The organism is Candidatus Eisenbacteria bacterium, assembly GCA_013140805.1.
In the GTDB taxonomy this organism is placed as follows: domain Bacteria; phylum Eisenbacteria; class RBG-16-71-46; order RBG-16-71-46; family RBG-16-71-46; genus JABFRW01.
In genome coordinates, this window is record JABFRW010000078.1 from 18,955 (window position 1) to 37,259 (window position 18,305).

An 18,305-nucleotide genomic window follows, 5' to 3' on the forward strand; every position below is an offset into this window, starting at 1 on the left:
TCGGTCACAGCCCGGCGGAGTACTCGATGGTCGCCTGACGGTCGTCGAAGTCCGAGCCGAGCGGATTGCCGACGCGGTAGCGGCGATAGCCGGCACGCACGAACACGCTGTGGCGGCCCGCCACCTGGTAGTGCGCCTCGATCGTTGGGGCCAGCTCGCGCTCGATGCCGATGCCGCCGATGCGCGTCTGGGTGAACTGCAGCTGCACGGTCGACTGCAGCCGGCCCGAGAACAGATTGAGGTTGACGCCGGGGCCGGCGGTTCCGGTCTCCGTCACGCTGGTGCCGAGATCGTAGAGGAAGTAACTGCCGCTCATGAGCAGCGTGAGGGTGCGCGAGACGATCCCCTGATAGCTGCCCACCACGATCGTGTTGCGGCCGTTGCTCAACTCGAGGGCGCCGTCACCCGAGTACTCGAGTCGCTGGAGCGAGTACGAGGCCGAGATCGTGTGCGCGATCGCTTCGCTGCCCCAGGTGAAGCGCGGCGAGAACATCAGGTTTCGCGTGACGTCTCCCAGTTCGGGCCGATTGAGGCTCGCCTCCGAGTTGCCCGAGACCCAGCCCAGCTCGAACTCGGCCCCGAGTCCCCGCGGCGGACGCCAGCCGAGATGCGTGCCGAGCAGCGCGCGGCGGGTTCGCGCGCCGAGCGTGCGGCTCAGGTTGTCATCCCGGATACCGGCATTCGCGCTCACGTCGAGCAGGCCATTGAAGAGCGCATGGCGGCCATTGAGCTGCGACTCCATGCGATCGCTCGCGAGTGCTGCGTTGCCGAGATTCACGAACCCGCCGTTCAGATAGTCGAGCCGTCCGCCGATTCCGCTCAGCGGCGTGTCGCGGGACAGCTGGATCGTCACGGCACGACCGTACAGATTGTCGCCGTTCGATCGCAGATCGCGGCGATAACGCGACCACGCACCCTCCGCCTGCAGCACCAGCGTCGAGTCGAACAGCATGCGGCGCGCGCGCAAGCCCAGCACGCCGTTCGACTGCACGGTGGCGCGGGTGAGGCTGTCGGTGCTCGGCAGCGAGCCCTCGTCGTCGCGCGCTTCCATCACCGCGACCTCGACCGCGGTCTGCAGCACGTTTGCATTCCCGATGCGTCCGGCGTTGACGTGTCGCGCGTACTGACCCTGGAACGCGTTCGCCGAGTCGGCGCGCAGCGATTGACGCACGCGGCCCGAGAGGCCGCCCACCCGCCACGATCCGCGCGTGACCTCGCCTCCCCCGCCCAGCACCGTCGCGTCGGCGAGCGTGAGGTTCGAGTAGCGGGGTGCGAAGTGTCCCGCCAGCAGACCACCCCACGCCCACTGAGGATTGATGCCGAACTGATTGATGCTGTGACTCACCGCGACCCGGTTGTCCGACACCAGAGCGTCGAGTGGCAGGTTCATGCGGCCGCCGAGCATGCTCAGCGTCATGCCCGCGTTCATGCGACCGTTGCGGTTCGGCTGAGCGGACGGCCCGCCACCTTCATGGCCGTACACATCGCCCGAGACCGAAACGCTTCCGATCAGCTTCGCCCACGAGGAGGTTGTTTCGTCCGGTGCGGTGGGAAGCGGAACCGTATTGGGATCGCCGCCCAGCGCGGGTGAAGTGACGGGCGCACCGCCATCGGTGGAGGCGGCCTGCGCGGTGGTCGAGGAGGCCTGCTCGGGCGCACTTGCGCCCTCCGCTGCGTTCTCGATCGCGGTCGCGCCGGCGAGTTCGCGCGCCTGAGCCCGGCGCTCGAACCATTCGCTGCGGCGCGCCTGCCCGCCGTCGGCATCGAGCATCGTGGCCCACCACACCGGAACCGCGGAACGCGAGGCGTCGGCGAGTGCCGGCGACGCGTCGGTGGCGAGTGTGGCTTCGGCACGCCCGCCGCCCGCGACGCGATCCCGACTCCAGGGTCGTGGATCGGCTCCCGCACCCGTGATCGTCGCGAGTTTGGCATCACCCCATGCATCGAGCTCCCGGCTGGCCGTCACGTTCGAAACCGCGCGCCCCGGATCACCGCCCCCCCGCCAGGTGAACGCGAAGATCTCGCTCAACCCGTCGTTCGATCCGACCGGGGTGTAGACCTGCGACTGCGGCATGCCCGGAAGCCAGTTGCTGGCTCCGTGCACCGACTGCACGCGCCACGCGTAGCGCCAGTCGTTCTGCAGACGCGGCGCGGCGGTCGGATACGAGAAGTTGCCCGTGGAGCGGGTGATGGTCTCGAACTCGGCGCGATTCAATTCGATCGCCTGCCGCGGCGTCTGCCCCGGCAGCACACGCACCAGACGGAAGCGGTACAGCACCTGCGCGCCGTCGGACATGAACACCGGCGTCCAGCTGAACACCGGATTCGGAAGATGCGACTCGCTGCCTTCGGCGGGACTGCGCAGGGCGGGCGGCGAAGGCACCGACACGAGGAATCCGGTGGACGCCGAGACCGACTGAACCGGCGTGCGCGAGATCGCCAGCACGCAGTTCTCCAGATAGACGCTCAGGAACACGTAGCTCTCGGACAGATGCCCGGTCCGCGCCACGCTCTTCGCCATCGCGCCATTGAACTGCAGGCCGCGCCAGTTGCAGAGCTGCGGAGTCTTGTAGGTGTTGAGGCCGTTCGGGAAGCGGCGCGTCTCGGTGGTGGTCGCGGAGCTGCCGTCCTGAGACACCACGACGCGGAACTGGCATTCGATGTCTTCGGACATCGGGTTGTAGACCTTCATCTCCGCGAGCGTGTGCGTGACCTGCCAGTCGGCCGGGTAGTAGGACGGCTGCGGCAACAGGCTGATGCTCACGAACGGCGGCGATTGAGCGAAGCCGTGAGACGCCGTTGCGCCTGCCGCGAACAACGCCAGCGCGAGCGAGAGAAGAATGCGTGTGGGGCGCATGAGAGGCTCCGAGTTACCGACGGATCCGGGTCGGGGTGAGCAGCTTGACGGGCGTCATGCCGGAGGAAACCGTCGCCATGGCGCGCGCCTGATTGTTGTCGGGCCGCAGATCTCCGAGCACCGTCACGGTGGCGGTGACACCGAGCTGGCCGCTGGCCGGGGTCGCAAGCCGCCACTCGAGCACCGTCGAGGCGCCCGGCGCGACGGTGGTCGTGAACTGCTGGCGCGCGGTCTCGTGTCCGTCGACCTGCAACACCGCGAGTACCCGCGCATCGCGGGCGATCGCGCCGCCCACGTTGCGTACCGTGATCGGAATCACGAGCGGCGAATTCGCGGTCGGGACCGCAGGCATGAAGTGCAGATCGCGCGCTGTGATCTCGAGATCGGGACGCGCCGCACCGAGTCCGCTGCGCGGCGATTCGAATGCCGACGACATGGTGGCGACGGGCGTGCGCGGATCGAGGGTGCGAACGGTCGGAGTCGGCCGACTCCCGATCGAGCGCACTCCGGGCGCACCGCCGAGGCGTGCCGCGGCGGTCGGACCGGCTCCGGTCAGCACCATGATCGGCTTGGTGGCTTCGCCGTTCAGCGTGGCGGCGCTCACCTGTGCCCGCACGTCGTGCCGGCCGATGCTCGCGGTCCAGGTGCGGAAACCGCTCGCGAGTGCGTAGCCGCCGGCGGGAACGTCGACCAGGACCTCGCCCAGATCCTCGCGATCCACGAACAGTCGCACGCGGGCCTGTCGCACCGATTCGCGCTCCGAGTTCATGAGCCGGATCGAAAACTGCACCGGACTCTGCGCGGTCACGGGGAACGGCCGGATCTCGATGCTGTTGGGTCCGAGGCCGAGCGGCTGGCCACCGCGCGCGAAGCTACGGAAGCCGGGCGCACCGAGCGTCGCCGGCCTCGCACTCATCGGACGCACGCCGCCCGAGAGCGGATTGCGCATCACCGGCGTCAGCGACCGGGTCGTGAGCCGCGTGATCGTCGGCGCCGCGGCTGCCGCCATCATCGGCTGCGGGAGCGCGCTTCCGATCTTGATGCGATCGGCGGCCCACGTGTTCAGCTCCTTGCCGAGCGGCGAGCGACCCTTCACGTCGACGCGCACCCGATAGGTCCCACCGGCGGGCGGGCTCCAGCCCGCAAAGCTCACGGTCCGGCGCTGCTTCGGGAGGATCGTACCGAGCGAGCGGGTCGCGACCACGCGATCGTCGACCGTCAGGGTCGCGGTCGCCTGGGTGAACGCGCTCGGGAACGGATTGACGATCGTCATCGCGACCGGCTCGGAGACACTCGGCGCCGGCGCCGGCGTCGACGGCGTGCCGGTGACGGTGCGCGCCGACATCGTCGACCCGCCCTCTCCGCTGCTCATGGTCATCGTGGCGCCACTGGCGACGCCGGCCGCCGCGGTCTTGCCGGCCGTCGCGGTGCGAGGCGCCGTCGTGCTCCCACCGCTCGAGCCGGCCGGAGCGCTCGGGGTCGTGGTCATGAAGGTCATCGGAGTGACGAAGGCTTCGACCGCGACGAAGCCGGGCGCGCTGCTCGATTGCGCGCTGCTCCTGAAGTCCGCGGTCGCGAGCACGCCCGACATGTCGACGTTGAACCCGCCGTGCGTGCCCTTCGGGCCGCCGCCGGTGCCACCACCGCCACCGATTGGGTCGACCTGCACGTCTCCCAGCAGCGCGCGATTGGTGCTCGGGTCGGCGTCACGGTCGCAGTAGGCGTCGAGCATCACGGCGCGGAAACTGCCGGTGCGCGTCGGCGTCCACTGCACTTCGATCGTGGTGGTGCCCCCGGGCGAGAGGGTGGTCGGATTGCTGCGCGACAGGTCGACCGCGTCGCCATCCTTGAGGTAGACGACCACGTTCGAGGCCGGAGCGAAGCCGGCGTTGAAGAGCGAGATGGGAATCGAAGCGGAACCGCCGAGCTTGAGTCCGGTCGGCGTCTCACCGATGCCGACGATCTGGACGTCCGGCATCTCGCCGGGCGTCTGGGGTGCTGCGGCCTGCTCCGGTTGAGTGGTGAAGAGATCGTCCGCGGTTTTCGCGAGCCAGGTGTCGAGCAGCCCGAGCATCGCGCCCTGCAGTCGGTCCTTGAGTTGCTTTCCCACTCCGGTGCCGCGCGCGGTGAGTTCACGCACCGCGGCGTTCGCGCCCGACTGCTCCGCCGACCGTCCGACCGCTTCGTCGAGGCTCGCGAGCAACTTGAGCGTCGCCTTCGGCGCGACCTTGGTGCTGGTGGCGCTGGCACGCGACATCACGCCGAGCCCACCCTCGACGCGATCGAGCCAGTTGCGCGCGGCCTTCGCATCGGAACGCGGATCGTTCCACATGCGCGTCAGCTCGCCCGCGCGCTCCGACCAGTTCACGTTCGCCCCTTCGGGCTTGCCGTTGTCGTCGCCGCGATCGAATGCCGAGTGCCACACGATGCCGGCGAACGGCGAGTCGATGCCCTGCGTCATGCGCAGGTCGCTCAGATTCTGGAATGCGAGCGCGTAGTAGCGCGCCTGCGCCGTGTCGCGTCCGGCGGCGCTCGAGTAGCCGGTCTCGATCACCAGCAGCTTGCCGGGCAGATCGGATTGCAGACGCGTGACGACGTCGGGCAGCCGCTCGACGCCTTCGGAGCTGACGCTTCCGGGAAACCACTGGACGCTCACCACCTCGACCGGCGCCTGCGCGACGACCGCCAGCAGAAAGTCCCGCAGCGTGGCGTAGCCCTGCTGGTAGGCGTCGTCGGTGAGGGCGGTGTGCACGATCGCGCCGTGGCGGATCAGCTCGTAGTCGAACGACGCGTCGATGCTGAGCGGTGTGGGCTGAAGCGTCGTGCCCGCGAGCGCCTGCTGCTCGGAGGTGCGAATCGCCTCGGCAGCGGACTTGAGCACCCGCACCGCCGTCGCGGTCTCGACCGCACCCTGACTCGCCGAGTGATTGAGCGGGCGTCCGAGCGCATACAACATGATCTGCGCATAGCTCGCGAGGCCGTCGTCGCCTGCACGGCGTGCAGCCTCGATCACCTGGGCGACGAATGCGGCCGAGCGCTTCGAGTAGTCGTCGGTCAGCGCGGAACCGATCGGGCCGGCCACCAGGCAGGGTGCCAGCCGAACTCCCTCGACCTTTGCCCACGCGCACAGCTCGACCAGCCGTTCGGCGTCGCGCGCATCGGCGTCATTCACGTCGATCCGGAACTGGACCACGTTGAAGCCCGCGACCTTGAGATGGTCCTTCCAGAGCTTCTTCAGATCTTCCACGGCGCCGTCGCGCGACCTGGCGGATGGACGCGCTCCCGACTTGCCGGGTGCCGCGAGCGCGTCCAGGTCGACCAGGATGCCGTGTACGGGAAGCAGTCCGGCTGCCGCAACCGCACTGGATGCTTTCGTGGGCGTCGAGTCCGCGGGCGCGGGCTCGGCGAGCGCCGGCGACGGCGCCATCGCGAGCAGCGCCAAAAGGCCGAGGCCGATCGCGATCGAGTGTGATGGTTGGCGGTTCATTTCGGACTTCCTCCGTGAGAAAAACGGCGCCCGTGGGGCCCCGTCACCTGATTCCGAGTTTGTCCAGCGTTCCGAGGACCGTCTCGTCCACGAGCGCGAGATGCTTGCCGGCACCGATCGCCTCGAGCTGGTCGGCGACCATCTTGTGTTCCATGCGGTACCAGTCGGCGTGTTTCGAGAAGTAGTTGCGGGTCTCGTCCGCGACCGTGAGCCACTCACCGTTGTCGCCGCTGCGACGATCGCGGACGAGCTTGATGTCGTGGTCGATCCACGCAAGGATTCCCGGAGTCCGCCCGAACACGCTCTTGTCGAGCGTCTGCAGGTAGTCGTTGCCCTTGCGCTGCAGGTCACGGCCCTGGGTGATCAGCTGGCTGTTGTAGCGGCTCAACTCCTGGAACAGCTTCATCCCCTGCTTGTCGCTCTCTTCCAGGAGGGCGAGTTCGGAGATCGCCATGCGCTCGGTGCCGGCGAGAACGAGCCGCTCGAGCCCGCGCTGCAGCAGCTTGATCCGAGCCGCCTCCAGTCGCTTCTGCGCTGCGCTCAACCGCAGCTTGATCGCGTCGTCTTTGGCCTCGGCGATCGCCTTCGTGATCGCCTCTTCGCGCTCGTCCAGGCGCGCGAGTTCCTCGCGGTACGCCTCGGTGACGAACAGCGTCATCACCTCTTCCGCATTCGACGAAGCGAGGTCGATCCCGACGCCGAGCAGCGCCGTCGGGCTCGTGGCCTTGAGCATTTCCTTCATCGTCTTTGCGAACGACACGACCTTCGGGAACCACGATGAGGACTTGGCCTTCACCAGGATCTGCTGGCGCTGCGTCGTCACGTCCTTCAGCTCGGTCTCGGCCTTCGCGGTACGCACGACGGCACTGTCGGCGCCGACCTGATCGACTTCGGCCTCGACCAGTTTCATCGCTTCGGCCACGCCCAGATCGGCCTTCGCCCGCTCGATGCGCTTCTTCCGGTACTCGTCGAGCTTCTCGACCAGCTTGCCGCTGTAGCGCTGGTTGAAGGCCATCAACGCATCGCGCGTGGTGGACTCGCGGAGCTTGACGATCTGAGCGCCCTCGTCGATCACCGTGGCGCGGAAGGTCGCGACCTCGCCGTTGTACCAGCGACGGCCGAACGCGACCGGCTTCAGGTGGAAGTCTGCGACGTTGAACCACTGATTGAGAGCGGCGCTCGATCCGGCCTTTTCGACGTTGATCCCGTTCGCGGCCGGGAAGAACTTGTAATACCGGACTCCGACATAGTTCGGCATCGGCGCCCGCAGCGGAGGGAACGGCGCAAGGCTGGCGTCCAGCGGCCCGGAATGCACCGGACGCGTGGCTGCGCCGAGCATCGCGAGGACCGCGAGCGCACCGGCAGCTAGGAATGTTCTCGGAAACGTCATGGCGTGCTCCTCGAAGAGTGGTCGGCTCAGCGCGACGCGGGCAGCGCGCCGGAGGCGGAGGTGGCGGGCAGCTCGTCGACATACAGGATGTCGGACACCGTGGTCTGGCGCGGCGACGACACCGAGCGGTTGCCCTTGAGCTGCCAGGTGATCTCGTACGCGTACTGGGTGTGGTCCGGCGGAGCGAGCAGCTCGAGCTTCTCCGCGATCTGCCCCTTGGCGACGTTCAGAGTCACCTGCTTGCTCTGCTCGCTGCCCGCGACGTCGTAGTAGAGCTTGACGGTGACCGCACGGACCTCCGACTGCTGAAGCGTCTCGACGTTGCCGTCCAGCATCACCGTGCGGCGGCGGATCGGCGGCGCCAGGTTGATCGCGCCCGCGTTCGCCTTACGCCACGGTTCGACGACGCTCTTGCCGCCGAAGAAGCTCCAGGTCGACTGGACTTCGTACTCCATCCAGCGCCGGCGATCGTCGTCGCCCTTCCAGCCGTACAGCAGCTTGAAGTTGTTGCCTTCCTTGTTGAAGTTGTTGCGGTCGACGCGCACTTCGTCGTTCGTCTCTTCGCCGCTCGCGTGCTTCTTCCGCATCTGCACGCTCACGAAGTTCACGAACTGTCCGAAGTCCTGAGCGCTCACGCCGTCGACCATCGCGACCAGCTCGCGCTGCTTGAACAGCGGGTCGTCGAGATTGACCTGACGGAAGTGCGACGCGTCGTTCTTCAGGCGACGCAGGTCCCCGATGTTCTCGTCGAACGGCAGCGTCAGGTTCTCGGGCGTGTACTTGTTCATGTCGAAGTGAAACGTGCCCGTCTGCTTCACCTTCTTGATCTGCAGCGACGCCATGATCGAAAGCGTGGGTGCGGCCTTCTCGGACTTGGACGCCTCGGTCGGTGCGGCGGTGGCGGTCGCGAGCGCCGCGTCACCACGCAGCTTGTTCGCGTCGGCACGAAGCTTGGTCGCACGCGCCTGGGCCTCGTCGGCTGCTTTCTGCAGCGCGACCACCTGCTTCTGAAGTTCAGCCGGATCCGCCTTCGCCGCCTTGTCGAGCACGTCGTCACCCGCCGGCTCCGCCTTCGCGTTCGCGAGTTCTTCGGCCGCCACCTTGGCGCGCCGCTTCGCGATCACCGCCTCGGACTCGGCATCGATTGCGGTCTGCTCGGCGAGCTGTGAGTTGAACGTCGCGCCCGCGACCTTCCCCTGCTCCAGTCGCGCCTTGTCATTCCGACCCGCGATGTCCTTGTTTTCGGCGCGCGTGCGGACGTTCTCGGCTTCGGTCGCGGCCTGCGCCTCTTTCAGACGCGTGGTCGCGCGATCGAGCAGGCTCGGCTGGCTCCCGTGCCCCATCGACGAGAGATCCGTGAGGCTCGGCGTGCCGGTGCCGCCGGTCGGCTCGAACATGCGTTCCTGGATCATCTTGTAAGCGGCTTCGACGATCTGGTTCATCTTCTCGTCTTCGCCGATCTGCGTGACCTTGATGGCGCTGGTGCTGCGCAGATCGTCGTAGGCAGCGCTGACCTCGGCCGCCAGCATGTTGGTCGCGATCGCTCCGTTGAACGCCTTGTGCTCGTAGACCTTGGACCAGTCGGCGTCGATGGTCGCGCGCTTGGGAGAGCGGTAGCCCGACATGTCCATCTCGAAGTGGAAGCTCACGTCGGGAGCCGGCATGTTGAACGACTCCCACAGGATCTTGGAGCCGAGCTTGGTGAGCTGGATCGAGACGGCCGCCTTCTCGCCGTCCAGCAGCGGCGCGTTGCCGAGCCCCACGACCTGCTTGGTCAGGTTCCCCTTGGGATCCGCGAACGCCGAGACCAGACCGAAGCGACCCGACTTGAAGAGGATCGGGCCTTGAATGGTGGCGCCCGGGTGGGTGCGCTGCAGCTCACGCAGAGCCGCACTCCGCTGCTCGTCGCTCACGCCCAGCGTGACGAGCGCGTGCACGATGCCGCCACCGTCACCCTCGCGGGCTTCCGCCTGGTCGGCGCCCGAGCGCACGTTCTCGACGTAGCGCAGGAACGAGAATTGCGGCGTGCCGTTCGCGTCGGTCGCGAGCCGCACCTTGTCGGGCACGTAGTAGAAGAGGCTCGGATTGTTGAGGTCCGGGAACAGCGTGAGCTCGCCCGCCTTCACGAGCTTGTCGAGCAGGATCTGCTGCGCCGAGGCCTGCGGGGCCGCAACGGCCACCGCCAGCACGGCGAGCACCAGGGCACGCAGCGACGTGCCGATCGACTGGGGCTTCATTTGGTGATTCCTCCGATCAGTTCGTCGAAGCGAGCGAGCACTTTGTCCTTCGCGCTCGTCGCCACCTGCATGGCGGCCGACTTGGCCATTTCCTTCATCTCGGGGCGTTCGAGCACGCCTTCGGGGATCACGGCGTAGATGTAGTCGTCGCCGGCCTTGGCACTCCACGGCAGCGCGAGCTTTCCCTCGGTCTTGTGATCGAGGATCAGCCGGTACACGTAGCCGCGGGCGTCGCGATCCATGAACAGCTTCTTGCTCACCAGCGGTTCATTGCGTGCCGGCGAGACGCTGATGTTCTCCTCGAGTTCGGCGCCGAGCTTCGGGTAGTGGATCTGCACCGTGACGCGGGTGATGCCGCGCGCCTTCATGGCTTCGAGGTCTCCTTCCACTTCGATCGTGCGGGGAGCGATCGGTGCGGCGAGCGTGACGCCTTCCCAGCTGCCCTTTTCCCATGCCGGCGTCGGCGGCCACACGCGCCCGCCGCGGAAGCTCCACTGGGTCTGGTACTCGTAGGCGTCCGGATTCGAGTCCTCGCCGCGGGCGTAGGTCACCGTGGCGTCGATACCCTTCTCCTTCACGTACTTCTCGTCGATCGTGACGCGGTCCTCGAACGCATTTCCGGCACTGCGCTTCTTGCGCACGTTGACCGTGACGTAGTTCGCCTCCTGCTCGAACATCGCCTTGGCGTCGAGATCGAGGATGAAGTGAATGTCGCGGTGCTGGAAGAACGGGTCGTTCAGGTTCACAGCCGAGACGCACTTGGGGTTGTCCCGCACGCCGTCGTACCACTCACCCAGATTGCCGACCAGGGTGTGCGGCTTGCGCAGCGCGACCGCGGCGGTGAGCCGGAAGGTGCGGCTCTTCTGCTGCATCGCCGTCTTGAGCGAGGTCTGGCGGAACTTGTAGGCGCTGCCCTGCTTCGCCTCGTGGGAGGTCGCCTTGGCCTCGTCGGACGCCGGCGGCGGCGGCGGAGCCGGCTCGGCCATCGCGCTCAGGAATAGCTGCAGGAACGCCTCCCGCACCTTGGCTGCACGTTCGTCGGCCACGGTCTCCTCGATGTGCACCTGGACCACCTGCTTCTCCTCCAGGAACGAAAACTGGTCCTTCGCCTCTTCATACGAATAGGCGTAGATACCCGAACACGACCAGAACCCGCACTTGGTCCCGGTCCGGGTCCGCGTGTAGTCCGAGGACAGCGTTTCACCCTGTTTCTCGAGCTTGGACCAGTCCACGGTCATGGTGGCGCGGACCGCCGGGGCGAGGACCGTGTAGGAGAAATTGAGCCCGATCGAGACGTCCGAGATCGAGCGGCTCTTCTCGAGCGAGGTCGCGAGGAGCTGGGCGCCTTCGGCGGTGAGCCGGCCGGCAGCCGCCGCCCGCCCGCCGGGAACCAGCGGGCAGCTTCCGGACATCGCGAGCGTGCCCGCCATCTTGCTGTCGGTGAGCGTGCCCGAGATGATCTGGAACGAGCCGGTCTCGCCCTGGGTCTCCATCGGGACCGCTCCGAGCACGACCGCCTTGTCGTTCACGCTCTTGAGCCTGGCGCGCAGATCTTCCTCCTGGGCCGGCGTGAGCCCCCACTCCATCAGGAAGTGCACGAGCCCGCCGTTCAGCCCGCCGGCATCCACCTTCTTCTCGGTCGTGAACTTGATGAACAGGAATTCGGGCGTGCTGTCGGGCCGCGTGGCGAGGTGGAGATTCGCCGGCAGGTAGTAGTACTCGGTGGTTTTCACACCGGGCGATCCCGACGCCACGCCGAGGAGCGTCACCGCGGTGCGGTCCTTCAGCGTGATCGTCAGCCGGTTCTCGTCGTCCAGCACCACGGCGCGTGCGGGACGCGCAGCGCACGCGGCGAGCGTCACGATCGCCACTGCGACGGCGACGCGCCGCGCGGCGTCTCGTACGAATCCGATCCTCATGTCGTCCTCCAGTTCACGGAAGTTCATCGACGAAAACCAACCCGCTGCCATCGCGGCGGTGTGCGGTCAGGCGCTGGTTGCCGGCGAGCTGCCAGGTCAGCGTGTACGCGTAGTCGGGGTGACCGAGTGGGAGCGTGATCTCGACGCGTTTGTCCTCGAGCGACTCCTCGGGACGCGCGACGATTTGCGGACGGCGCAGTTCGCCGAAGAACGGGTATTCGATCTGCAGCACCACCGCGCGCACCCCGCGGGCTTTGAGCGTCGCGGCGTCACCCAACATCTGGACGCTGCGGCGCTCGTAGGGCGCGAACAGATCGATCATCGGGGTGTTCATGCGCGTCCACGGGGTCTCGAACGCGCCGCCGCCCTTGAAGCTCCAGCGCGCGCGGTAGTCGTAGTCGAGCCACGCGAGCCGGTCGTCGTCACCGTTCCAGCCGTAGATCAGCTTGCGATCCCCCGGCGCCGCCGCCGCGTTGGTGCGGTTCAGCACCACTTCGCGCAAGGTCTGCTGGCCATTGACGTGATCCTTGCGCAGCGTGACCGTGACGCTGTTCACGTAGCGCTCGAACTCGGGCAGCAACGCGGCATCGACGGCGACCTGCACCTCGCGCTGCTGAAAGGTCGGATCGCCGAGGTTGACCGCGCGGAACAGGTTCGGATCGGCGCCGTGGCGCGCGAACAGGTCACCGATGTTGAATGCGATCAGCGCGTGCCGCTCGACGCTCGAGCGATGGTCGAAGTGCATCACGCTCGCCCCCTCGGTCCGCGTCTCGCGCTGCGTGTAGGCGATCTGCGCGCCGAAACCCATGGTCTTGCGGCTCGAGAACGCCCCCTTGCCCTGGAACATCGAGCTGAGCGCGCCGGCGAGGTTGTTCTGGTCGGAGGCCGAAACTTGTTCGGGTTTGACCGGCTTGTACATCAGCTCGAGCAGCTTGTTGTAGACCGTGGCCAGCAGCGCCTCCATCGAGGCGCTGGTGCCGCTGGTCTTCAACTTGATCGCGCTGTCGCGCCGCAGCTCGTCGAGCGCCAGCTCGATGTCGGCACTCACGTAGTACACCGTGCCACCGGTCGAGAACGACTTGTGCTTCTTGACCTCGGACCAGTCGATCGTCAGCTCGGCGTCGTAAGCCTCGGTGAGACCGGCGATCGTCATGTCGAACATCAGCGAGATGTCGGGCGCCGCCATGGTGAAGCTGTGCATCAGCAGCGTCGCGCGCTCGGCGTCGAGGTCGAACGACAGCGCCAGCCGGTTGCCTTCGAGCACCGGGGCGCGCCCGGTCGCCAGCACCGTCGGCCGCGCGGCGCCGCCGGGCTGCAGGATCGAGGACACCAGCGTGTAGCGGCCGTCCTGGAACACGATCGGGCCGCGCACCGAGATCGAGTCGTTCTTGAGCGTCCTGCGCAGCACCCGCTGAGCGTCCTCGACCAGTTTGGGATCGGTGTCGATCAACACCAGGAAGGTCAGGATGCCGCCGCCGCGTGCCTCGGAGATGGTGGACGAAGTGCTCGAGTCACGACGCTCGTTGACGACGTAGCGAACGAACGAGAACTGCGGGCGGCCCGCATCGTCGGTCGCGAGCCGTGCGGCCGCCGGCACGTACACATAGCTCAGGCTGTCGGTCGGGAGCGGGAAGCACCACAGGCCCCCCGCCCGCACACCGCGATCGATCAGCACCGTCTGCGCGCCTGCGGCGCCGGCGCATGCCGCGACGGCGAGTGCAGTCACGAACAGCACGCGTGGCCAGCGCCACGCCGAACGCAGGTTCACCGTCCACCGCCCGCCGCCGCACGCAGCGAATCGCTGGACGGTGGCACGATGAACAGGTAGTCGGATTCGACCAGGCCGAGCCGGCCCAGATGGTCGCCCTTGGCCGAGTGCCACGAGACGCGGTAGGCGAGCGGCGACTTGGGATCGAGATACAGCGACACCTTCGAAGTCGGCGCGGTGTCGGTGGCGCGCAGCGTCGCCTTGCGCTGCAGTCGCGGCTTGCCCGCCAGCGTCGAGGCGAACTCCACCACGGCGGTGCTGAGCCCCTGCTGCGCGAACTGCTGACGATCGGCTTCGATCTCGATCACGCGGCGCTCGAGCGGCGGCGCCAGCGAGATCGCGGCATCGTGGCTCTTGATCCAATCCTCGGCCCTCGCCGGCACCGACAGCGTCGGCCCGCCGCGCAGGCTCCAGCGCGTCTGGTATTCGTAGCCGGTCCAGTCGTTCCCGGTCATGCCGAGGCGCGGAAACGAGATGGTCTGCGCGGTCTTGCCGGCCTGGATCTCGGCGCGGCTGAACTGGATCGACTTGGTGAACGCCGGCCGATCGGCGTAGGTCTTGCGGAAGCTCACCGACACGAAGTTCACGTCGTCCTGGAACGAATCGAGTACGTCGCCGTCGAGCTGGAAGAACACCGGGCGAAACTCGAACGCCGGATCGGCGAGGTTCACGATGCGGAAGTAGCGCGTGTCCTGACCCAGTGCTCCGTAGAGGCCGCCGAGGTTTCCGGCGGTGTCGAGCGGCACCTTGATCGTCGAGTTCTTGCTCAGCGTGAGCACGAACGTATTCTGCCGGATGTCCTGACGCTTCTTGAGCACCCACTGATCGTCGGTGTAGTACTGGGTGTCCTTGGCGCCACCGAACGTGCGCGCGAGCCAGCCACGGTCCTGACGTCCCTGGATCTGGTTCGACTCGACCGCGGTCTCGCGCGCCGGCGACGACGACCAGCCGGTCGAAGCGTCGAACATGAGCTGCGTGAGTTTGTCGGTGACGACCTGCAGCACGCCGGCCATGTCGTCGTTCTTGATTCCAAGGCCCTGGCTGCGATCGAACACCTCGACCTTGAGCGTGCCGTCGTGCTTCAACTTGTCGACGACATCGCGGATCTGGCGGCGCGAGTAAGTCTTCTGGGTGTTCGCGATCTGGCTGAAGTGCTGGTAGACCGTCGAGGCGTCCGCCGTCACACGCGCGTTGTAGCCTGGAACCGCCGCCTCGTAGTACGCATGGATCGCCACCGAGACGTCGGAGGTCGGCCCGGTCAGCGAGTTCCACAACAGCGTCGCGCCCTGTGCGGACAGGATGGCGCCGACGACCGCGCGCGACTCCGGCGTCACCGGCGCGGTGCCGGAGGCGACCATGGAGCGTGTGAATCCGCCGTCACCGCGGTCTGCGAGCAGCGACGAGATGACCTGGAATGACCCCTTGCCTTCCTCGCCGTCCTTCACCATCTGCATCAGCGGGACCGGCCCGGCGATGCGCGCGCCGCTGTCGATCAGCTTGAGACTGTCCTGCAACTGCGCCAGCAATTCGGGCGGCAGCGTGAACTCGATCAGCGCATGGAACAGTCCGCCACTCGCGCCTCCGTTCGCGTCCAGGTACTTGAGGCACAGCAGTTCGAACGTGCCGTCCTCGCGGGTGGCGAGCCGCGGATACTGCGGCAGGTAGTAGTAGACCTTGGGATCGGTCGCGTCCTGAAGCAGCTGGACGCCACGAATCGAGCGCGTGCCCGCGTCGTACTTGACGAGCGCGTGCCCGGGCGCCGCCCACGCAACCGTGGCGATCAGGAACAACGTCGAGAGCAGTCGCTTCATGGCAGGCCTCGCAGAGAGTGGATCATCGAATCGGTCTCACACCGGGAGCGGCGCTTGGATTGGCTCGGGTCGTGACGTCGAGCAACTGGGTCCAGCCGGTGGCCGTGAGCCACGAGCCGGTTTTCGAGCTGCCGTCACGCCGCACTTCGATCACCCGAAAGCGATACGGACGGTCGATGCGCACCGCGACCGGAAAGCGCAGGCTCGAGGCATAGAGTTCGGGCGCTCCGCTTCGGAACACGGCTTCGAGCTTGAACGGGCTGCCCTGCACGGTCTGCGCTTCCACCTCCGCCCACTTCTCCGCGAGGTCGGGACGCAGCTCGTCGCGGAAGTCGAAGCAGTAGACGTCGAGTGCCGCGTAGCCGGGCGGCACCCGGTCGTTGAGATCGACGCGCCGGATCAGGTCGGGCCACCGCTTCGCATCGATGCCGATGCGAAGCGCACTGGCCTTGACCACCCTGCGCAGCATGCTGTCGGGTGCCGACTCGGTCGGCTGAGTCGGCTGAGTCGGCTGCGTCAGCTGCGTGAGCTGGGTTGGCGGCGCGGCACCACCCGCGAACCGCGCGCGCAGGGCACGCCCAAGCGTCCGCGAGTCGGAAATCGTGATGAGCGGTTCGTCGGGCGCCACGCCGTCGGCGACGAAGGCGTAGCCGAGGCTCGCGATCAGCTCGCCCGCTTCGATCGCACTGCGGAACACCTGCGCATCGAGCGAGTCGAGCGTCAGAGTGAACACGCGACTGGACCAGTAGGCGTCACCCGAGGCACTCGCGTGACCGCTCGAGCCTTCGAACCTCCCCCCGGGCAGCGCGTGCTCGGTGGTATCGCCGCCGGCACCGACCGAAGCGAACACCAGTGCGGCTTCGAGGCGCCGAATCGGAAGCGGGCGCAGCTCGGGACTCGCGGTGCCGGTGCGCAGGCTCTTCGCCACCTCGGCGAGTGCCTCGGCACTCGGAGCCGGCATCTCGACGCGGAAGCTGATGACGCTTCGCATCAGCACCAGACCCCGATCCCGAGACGTCACGTTGCCGACATAGCGCGCATCGAGAAAATGAAAATCGGGCTGGCCGTCACGATCGGTCGCGATGCGCAGGTCCGAGGGCCCGTAATAGAAGAGGTCCGGGCGGCGCGAGTCGGAATAGACCAGCAGCCCGTGGATCGGCCGGGTGCTGCGAAGGTCGGGGAGCGCACGCGCGGGCGGCGCGAAGCCCGCAATCGAGAGCGCGAGGAGGCTCGCATGGAGCGCCCGTCGCGCTCGACGTGCCGTCCCGTCGAGGCGGGCGGCGAAGCGGGTGCTCATCGTGCGGGCAGACTCCCGAGCGAAGCCTCGAGCTGATGAAGGCCGATCGGAACGCGCAGACCAGCACTCGGAATCCACTCCTGCGCACCCTTGAGCGACTGGCCGTCTTTGAGCACCGCCGAGAGGCGGTAATAGAAGAGCGGTTGCGAATCGGACGCGGCACTCGCGTCACGTTCCTCGATGAACAACGGGCCGACCGTGAACTCGGCACCGTCCCGAGTGAGAATCGTGGTTCGCACCCGCTCGGCGCGCGCCTCGGGGTCGAAGAAGCGCGAGCGCACCTCGACCGAGAGTTCGTGCGCCGCGAGGTCCGCCAACGGCGTGAGGGTGTGAAAGGTGATCTGTGTGGAACCGTTGCGGGTCACCCCGCCGGTCAAAGCGCTCACGACCTGCTGGTCGCACGGCTTGCAGTTGCGGTCGACGGTGTAGTCGAGCCAGAAGCGCTGCACCTCGCCGTCGAGCCACGCCGGCACGCGCGCGGCATTCCAGTTGACGACACCGCCGGGCGCGATGCGCGTCTCACCGAGGCTCCAGCTGTGAACCACCGCCGGGCTGCCGGGGTGATGCCGCAGCGCATGCAGGTAGCGAAGCGTGATCGGGTAGGCGGTCTGATTCCGCCACGGTTCGCCGCGCCGCCACTCGAAGGCCCCGAACGTCTGGTCGTCGGCCAGCAGCATGCGCACGTCGACCTGGCGAGGTCCGAGCGCACCACCGGTCGGCTGAAACGTCACACTGCCACTCACTCCGATGTCCTGGAGCAGCGCTTCGAGGATGAAGTCGCGCGTGCGTTCGCTCGTCACCCACGCCACGTCGAGCTGACCGAGCACGTCCGAAAGCCCATGCACGGCGACCTTGTCGGCGGGGATCTCGTAGATGCCCAGACTGCTGGCGAACGACACCGCGACCGAGTCGATCGCGAGCGGCCGCAGCTCGGTGAACACGAGCCCGTGACGCTGCGCGTAGTCGCGCACGATGCCGGCCGCGACCCGCTCTTCGCGCGGACCGACGCTCGCGTCGAGTCGCGCCGCCATCATGACCTCGCCCGCCTGGCCCTGCGCGGCGCTCGAGTAGAGCTGCTTCAAGTCATAGCCGGCTTCGGGCGCCCAGCGCAGGTGGTAGGAGTTCGGCAGGTAGTAGAACACCCCGCTCGCAGCGGTCCGATCCTGATAGACGTCCGGCGATACGTTCAGAATCCGGCTCAGGTCGAGGTTGATGTCCTCGGTCTTGACGCCCTCGCTGAACGGTCGAATCGCGCTTGCGCCCGGACCCTTCGCTCCCTTGTCGATCTCGGGCTGACCGAGCCCGAACTGAAACCGGTCGTACTTGCGGATCGCACTCGACTTCCCGAGGCCTGCGACTGCGGCCTGCGTCCTCGCGGCCACCGCCGTGGTGGTGGACTGAGGTGCCGCGGTAGCGCCGCTCGTCACGGCGCGCATGCCGGTGATCGACCGTGCCGCGATCCGGCTCGTGGTGCCGGAAGCAGGCGGGGTCGCGGGCGGGGTCGCGGGCGGTGGTGCGGCGGTCGGCGGCGCACTCACG

Annotated in this window: 9 protein-coding genes; all 9 read right to left on the reverse strand. The window is 67.5% G+C overall.

The annotated features are described in order from the left end of the window. Nucleotides 1–4: 4 nt before the first annotated feature. From HOP12_07025 to HOP12_07065, 9 genes are read right to left on the reverse strand one after another with little or no spacing between them, the layout of a single operon-like run. Entirely contained in the window at nucleotides 5–2,857 is a 2,853-nt protein-coding gene (locus HOP12_07025; protein NOT33906.1) for a hypothetical protein, read from the reverse strand. A 13-nt stretch (nucleotides 2,858–2,870) separates the two neighbouring features. Further along, nucleotides 2,871–6,344, reverse strand: coding sequence for a hypothetical protein (locus HOP12_07030; protein NOT33907.1), 3,474 nt, complete (start codon nucleotides 6,342–6,344; stop codon nucleotides 2,871–2,873). 43 nt (nucleotides 6,345–6,387) lie between these two features. Further along, nucleotides 6,388–7,734, reverse strand: a complete 1,347-nt coding sequence (locus HOP12_07035; GenBank protein NOT33908.1) for a hypothetical protein — start codon at nucleotides 7,732–7,734, stop codon at nucleotides 6,388–6,390. Nucleotides 7,735–7,760: 26 nt separating this feature from the next. Beyond that, complete coding sequence (locus HOP12_07040) at nucleotides 7,761–9,971, reverse strand: hypothetical protein (GenBank protein ID NOT33909.1); 2,211 nt, start codon at nucleotides 9,969–9,971, stop codon at nucleotides 7,761–7,763. Beyond that, nucleotides 9,968–11,890, reverse strand: coding sequence for a hypothetical protein (locus tag HOP12_07045; protein ID NOT33910.1), 1,923 nt, complete (start codon nucleotides 11,888–11,890; stop codon nucleotides 9,968–9,970). The genes HOP12_07040 and HOP12_07045 overlap by 4 nt, the downstream gene beginning before the upstream one ends. Before the next feature lie 13 nt (nucleotides 11,891–11,903). Next, nucleotides 11,904–13,658, reverse strand: coding sequence for a hypothetical protein (locus tag HOP12_07050; GenBank protein NOT33911.1), 1,755 nt, complete (start codon nucleotides 13,656–13,658; stop codon nucleotides 11,904–11,906). Then, nucleotides 13,655–15,469 (reverse strand): hypothetical protein, encoded by a 1,815-nt coding sequence (locus tag HOP12_07055; protein ID NOT33912.1) that lies wholly within the window; start codon nucleotides 15,467–15,469, stop codon nucleotides 13,655–13,657. The genes HOP12_07050 and HOP12_07055 overlap by 4 nt, the downstream gene beginning before the upstream one ends. A 22-nt stretch (nucleotides 15,470–15,491) precedes the next feature. After that, entirely contained in the window at nucleotides 15,492–16,766 is a 1,275-nt protein-coding gene (locus tag HOP12_07060; protein ID NOT33913.1) for a hypothetical protein, read from the reverse strand. Further along, a complete protein-coding gene (locus HOP12_07065; GenBank protein ID NOT33914.1) occupies nucleotides 16,763–18,202 on the reverse strand; it encodes a hypothetical protein in 1,440 nt (479 codons plus the stop codon). Before HOP12_07065 ends, HOP12_07060 begins: the two co-directional genes overlap by 4 nt. Nucleotides 18,203–18,305 lie beyond the last annotated feature (103 nt).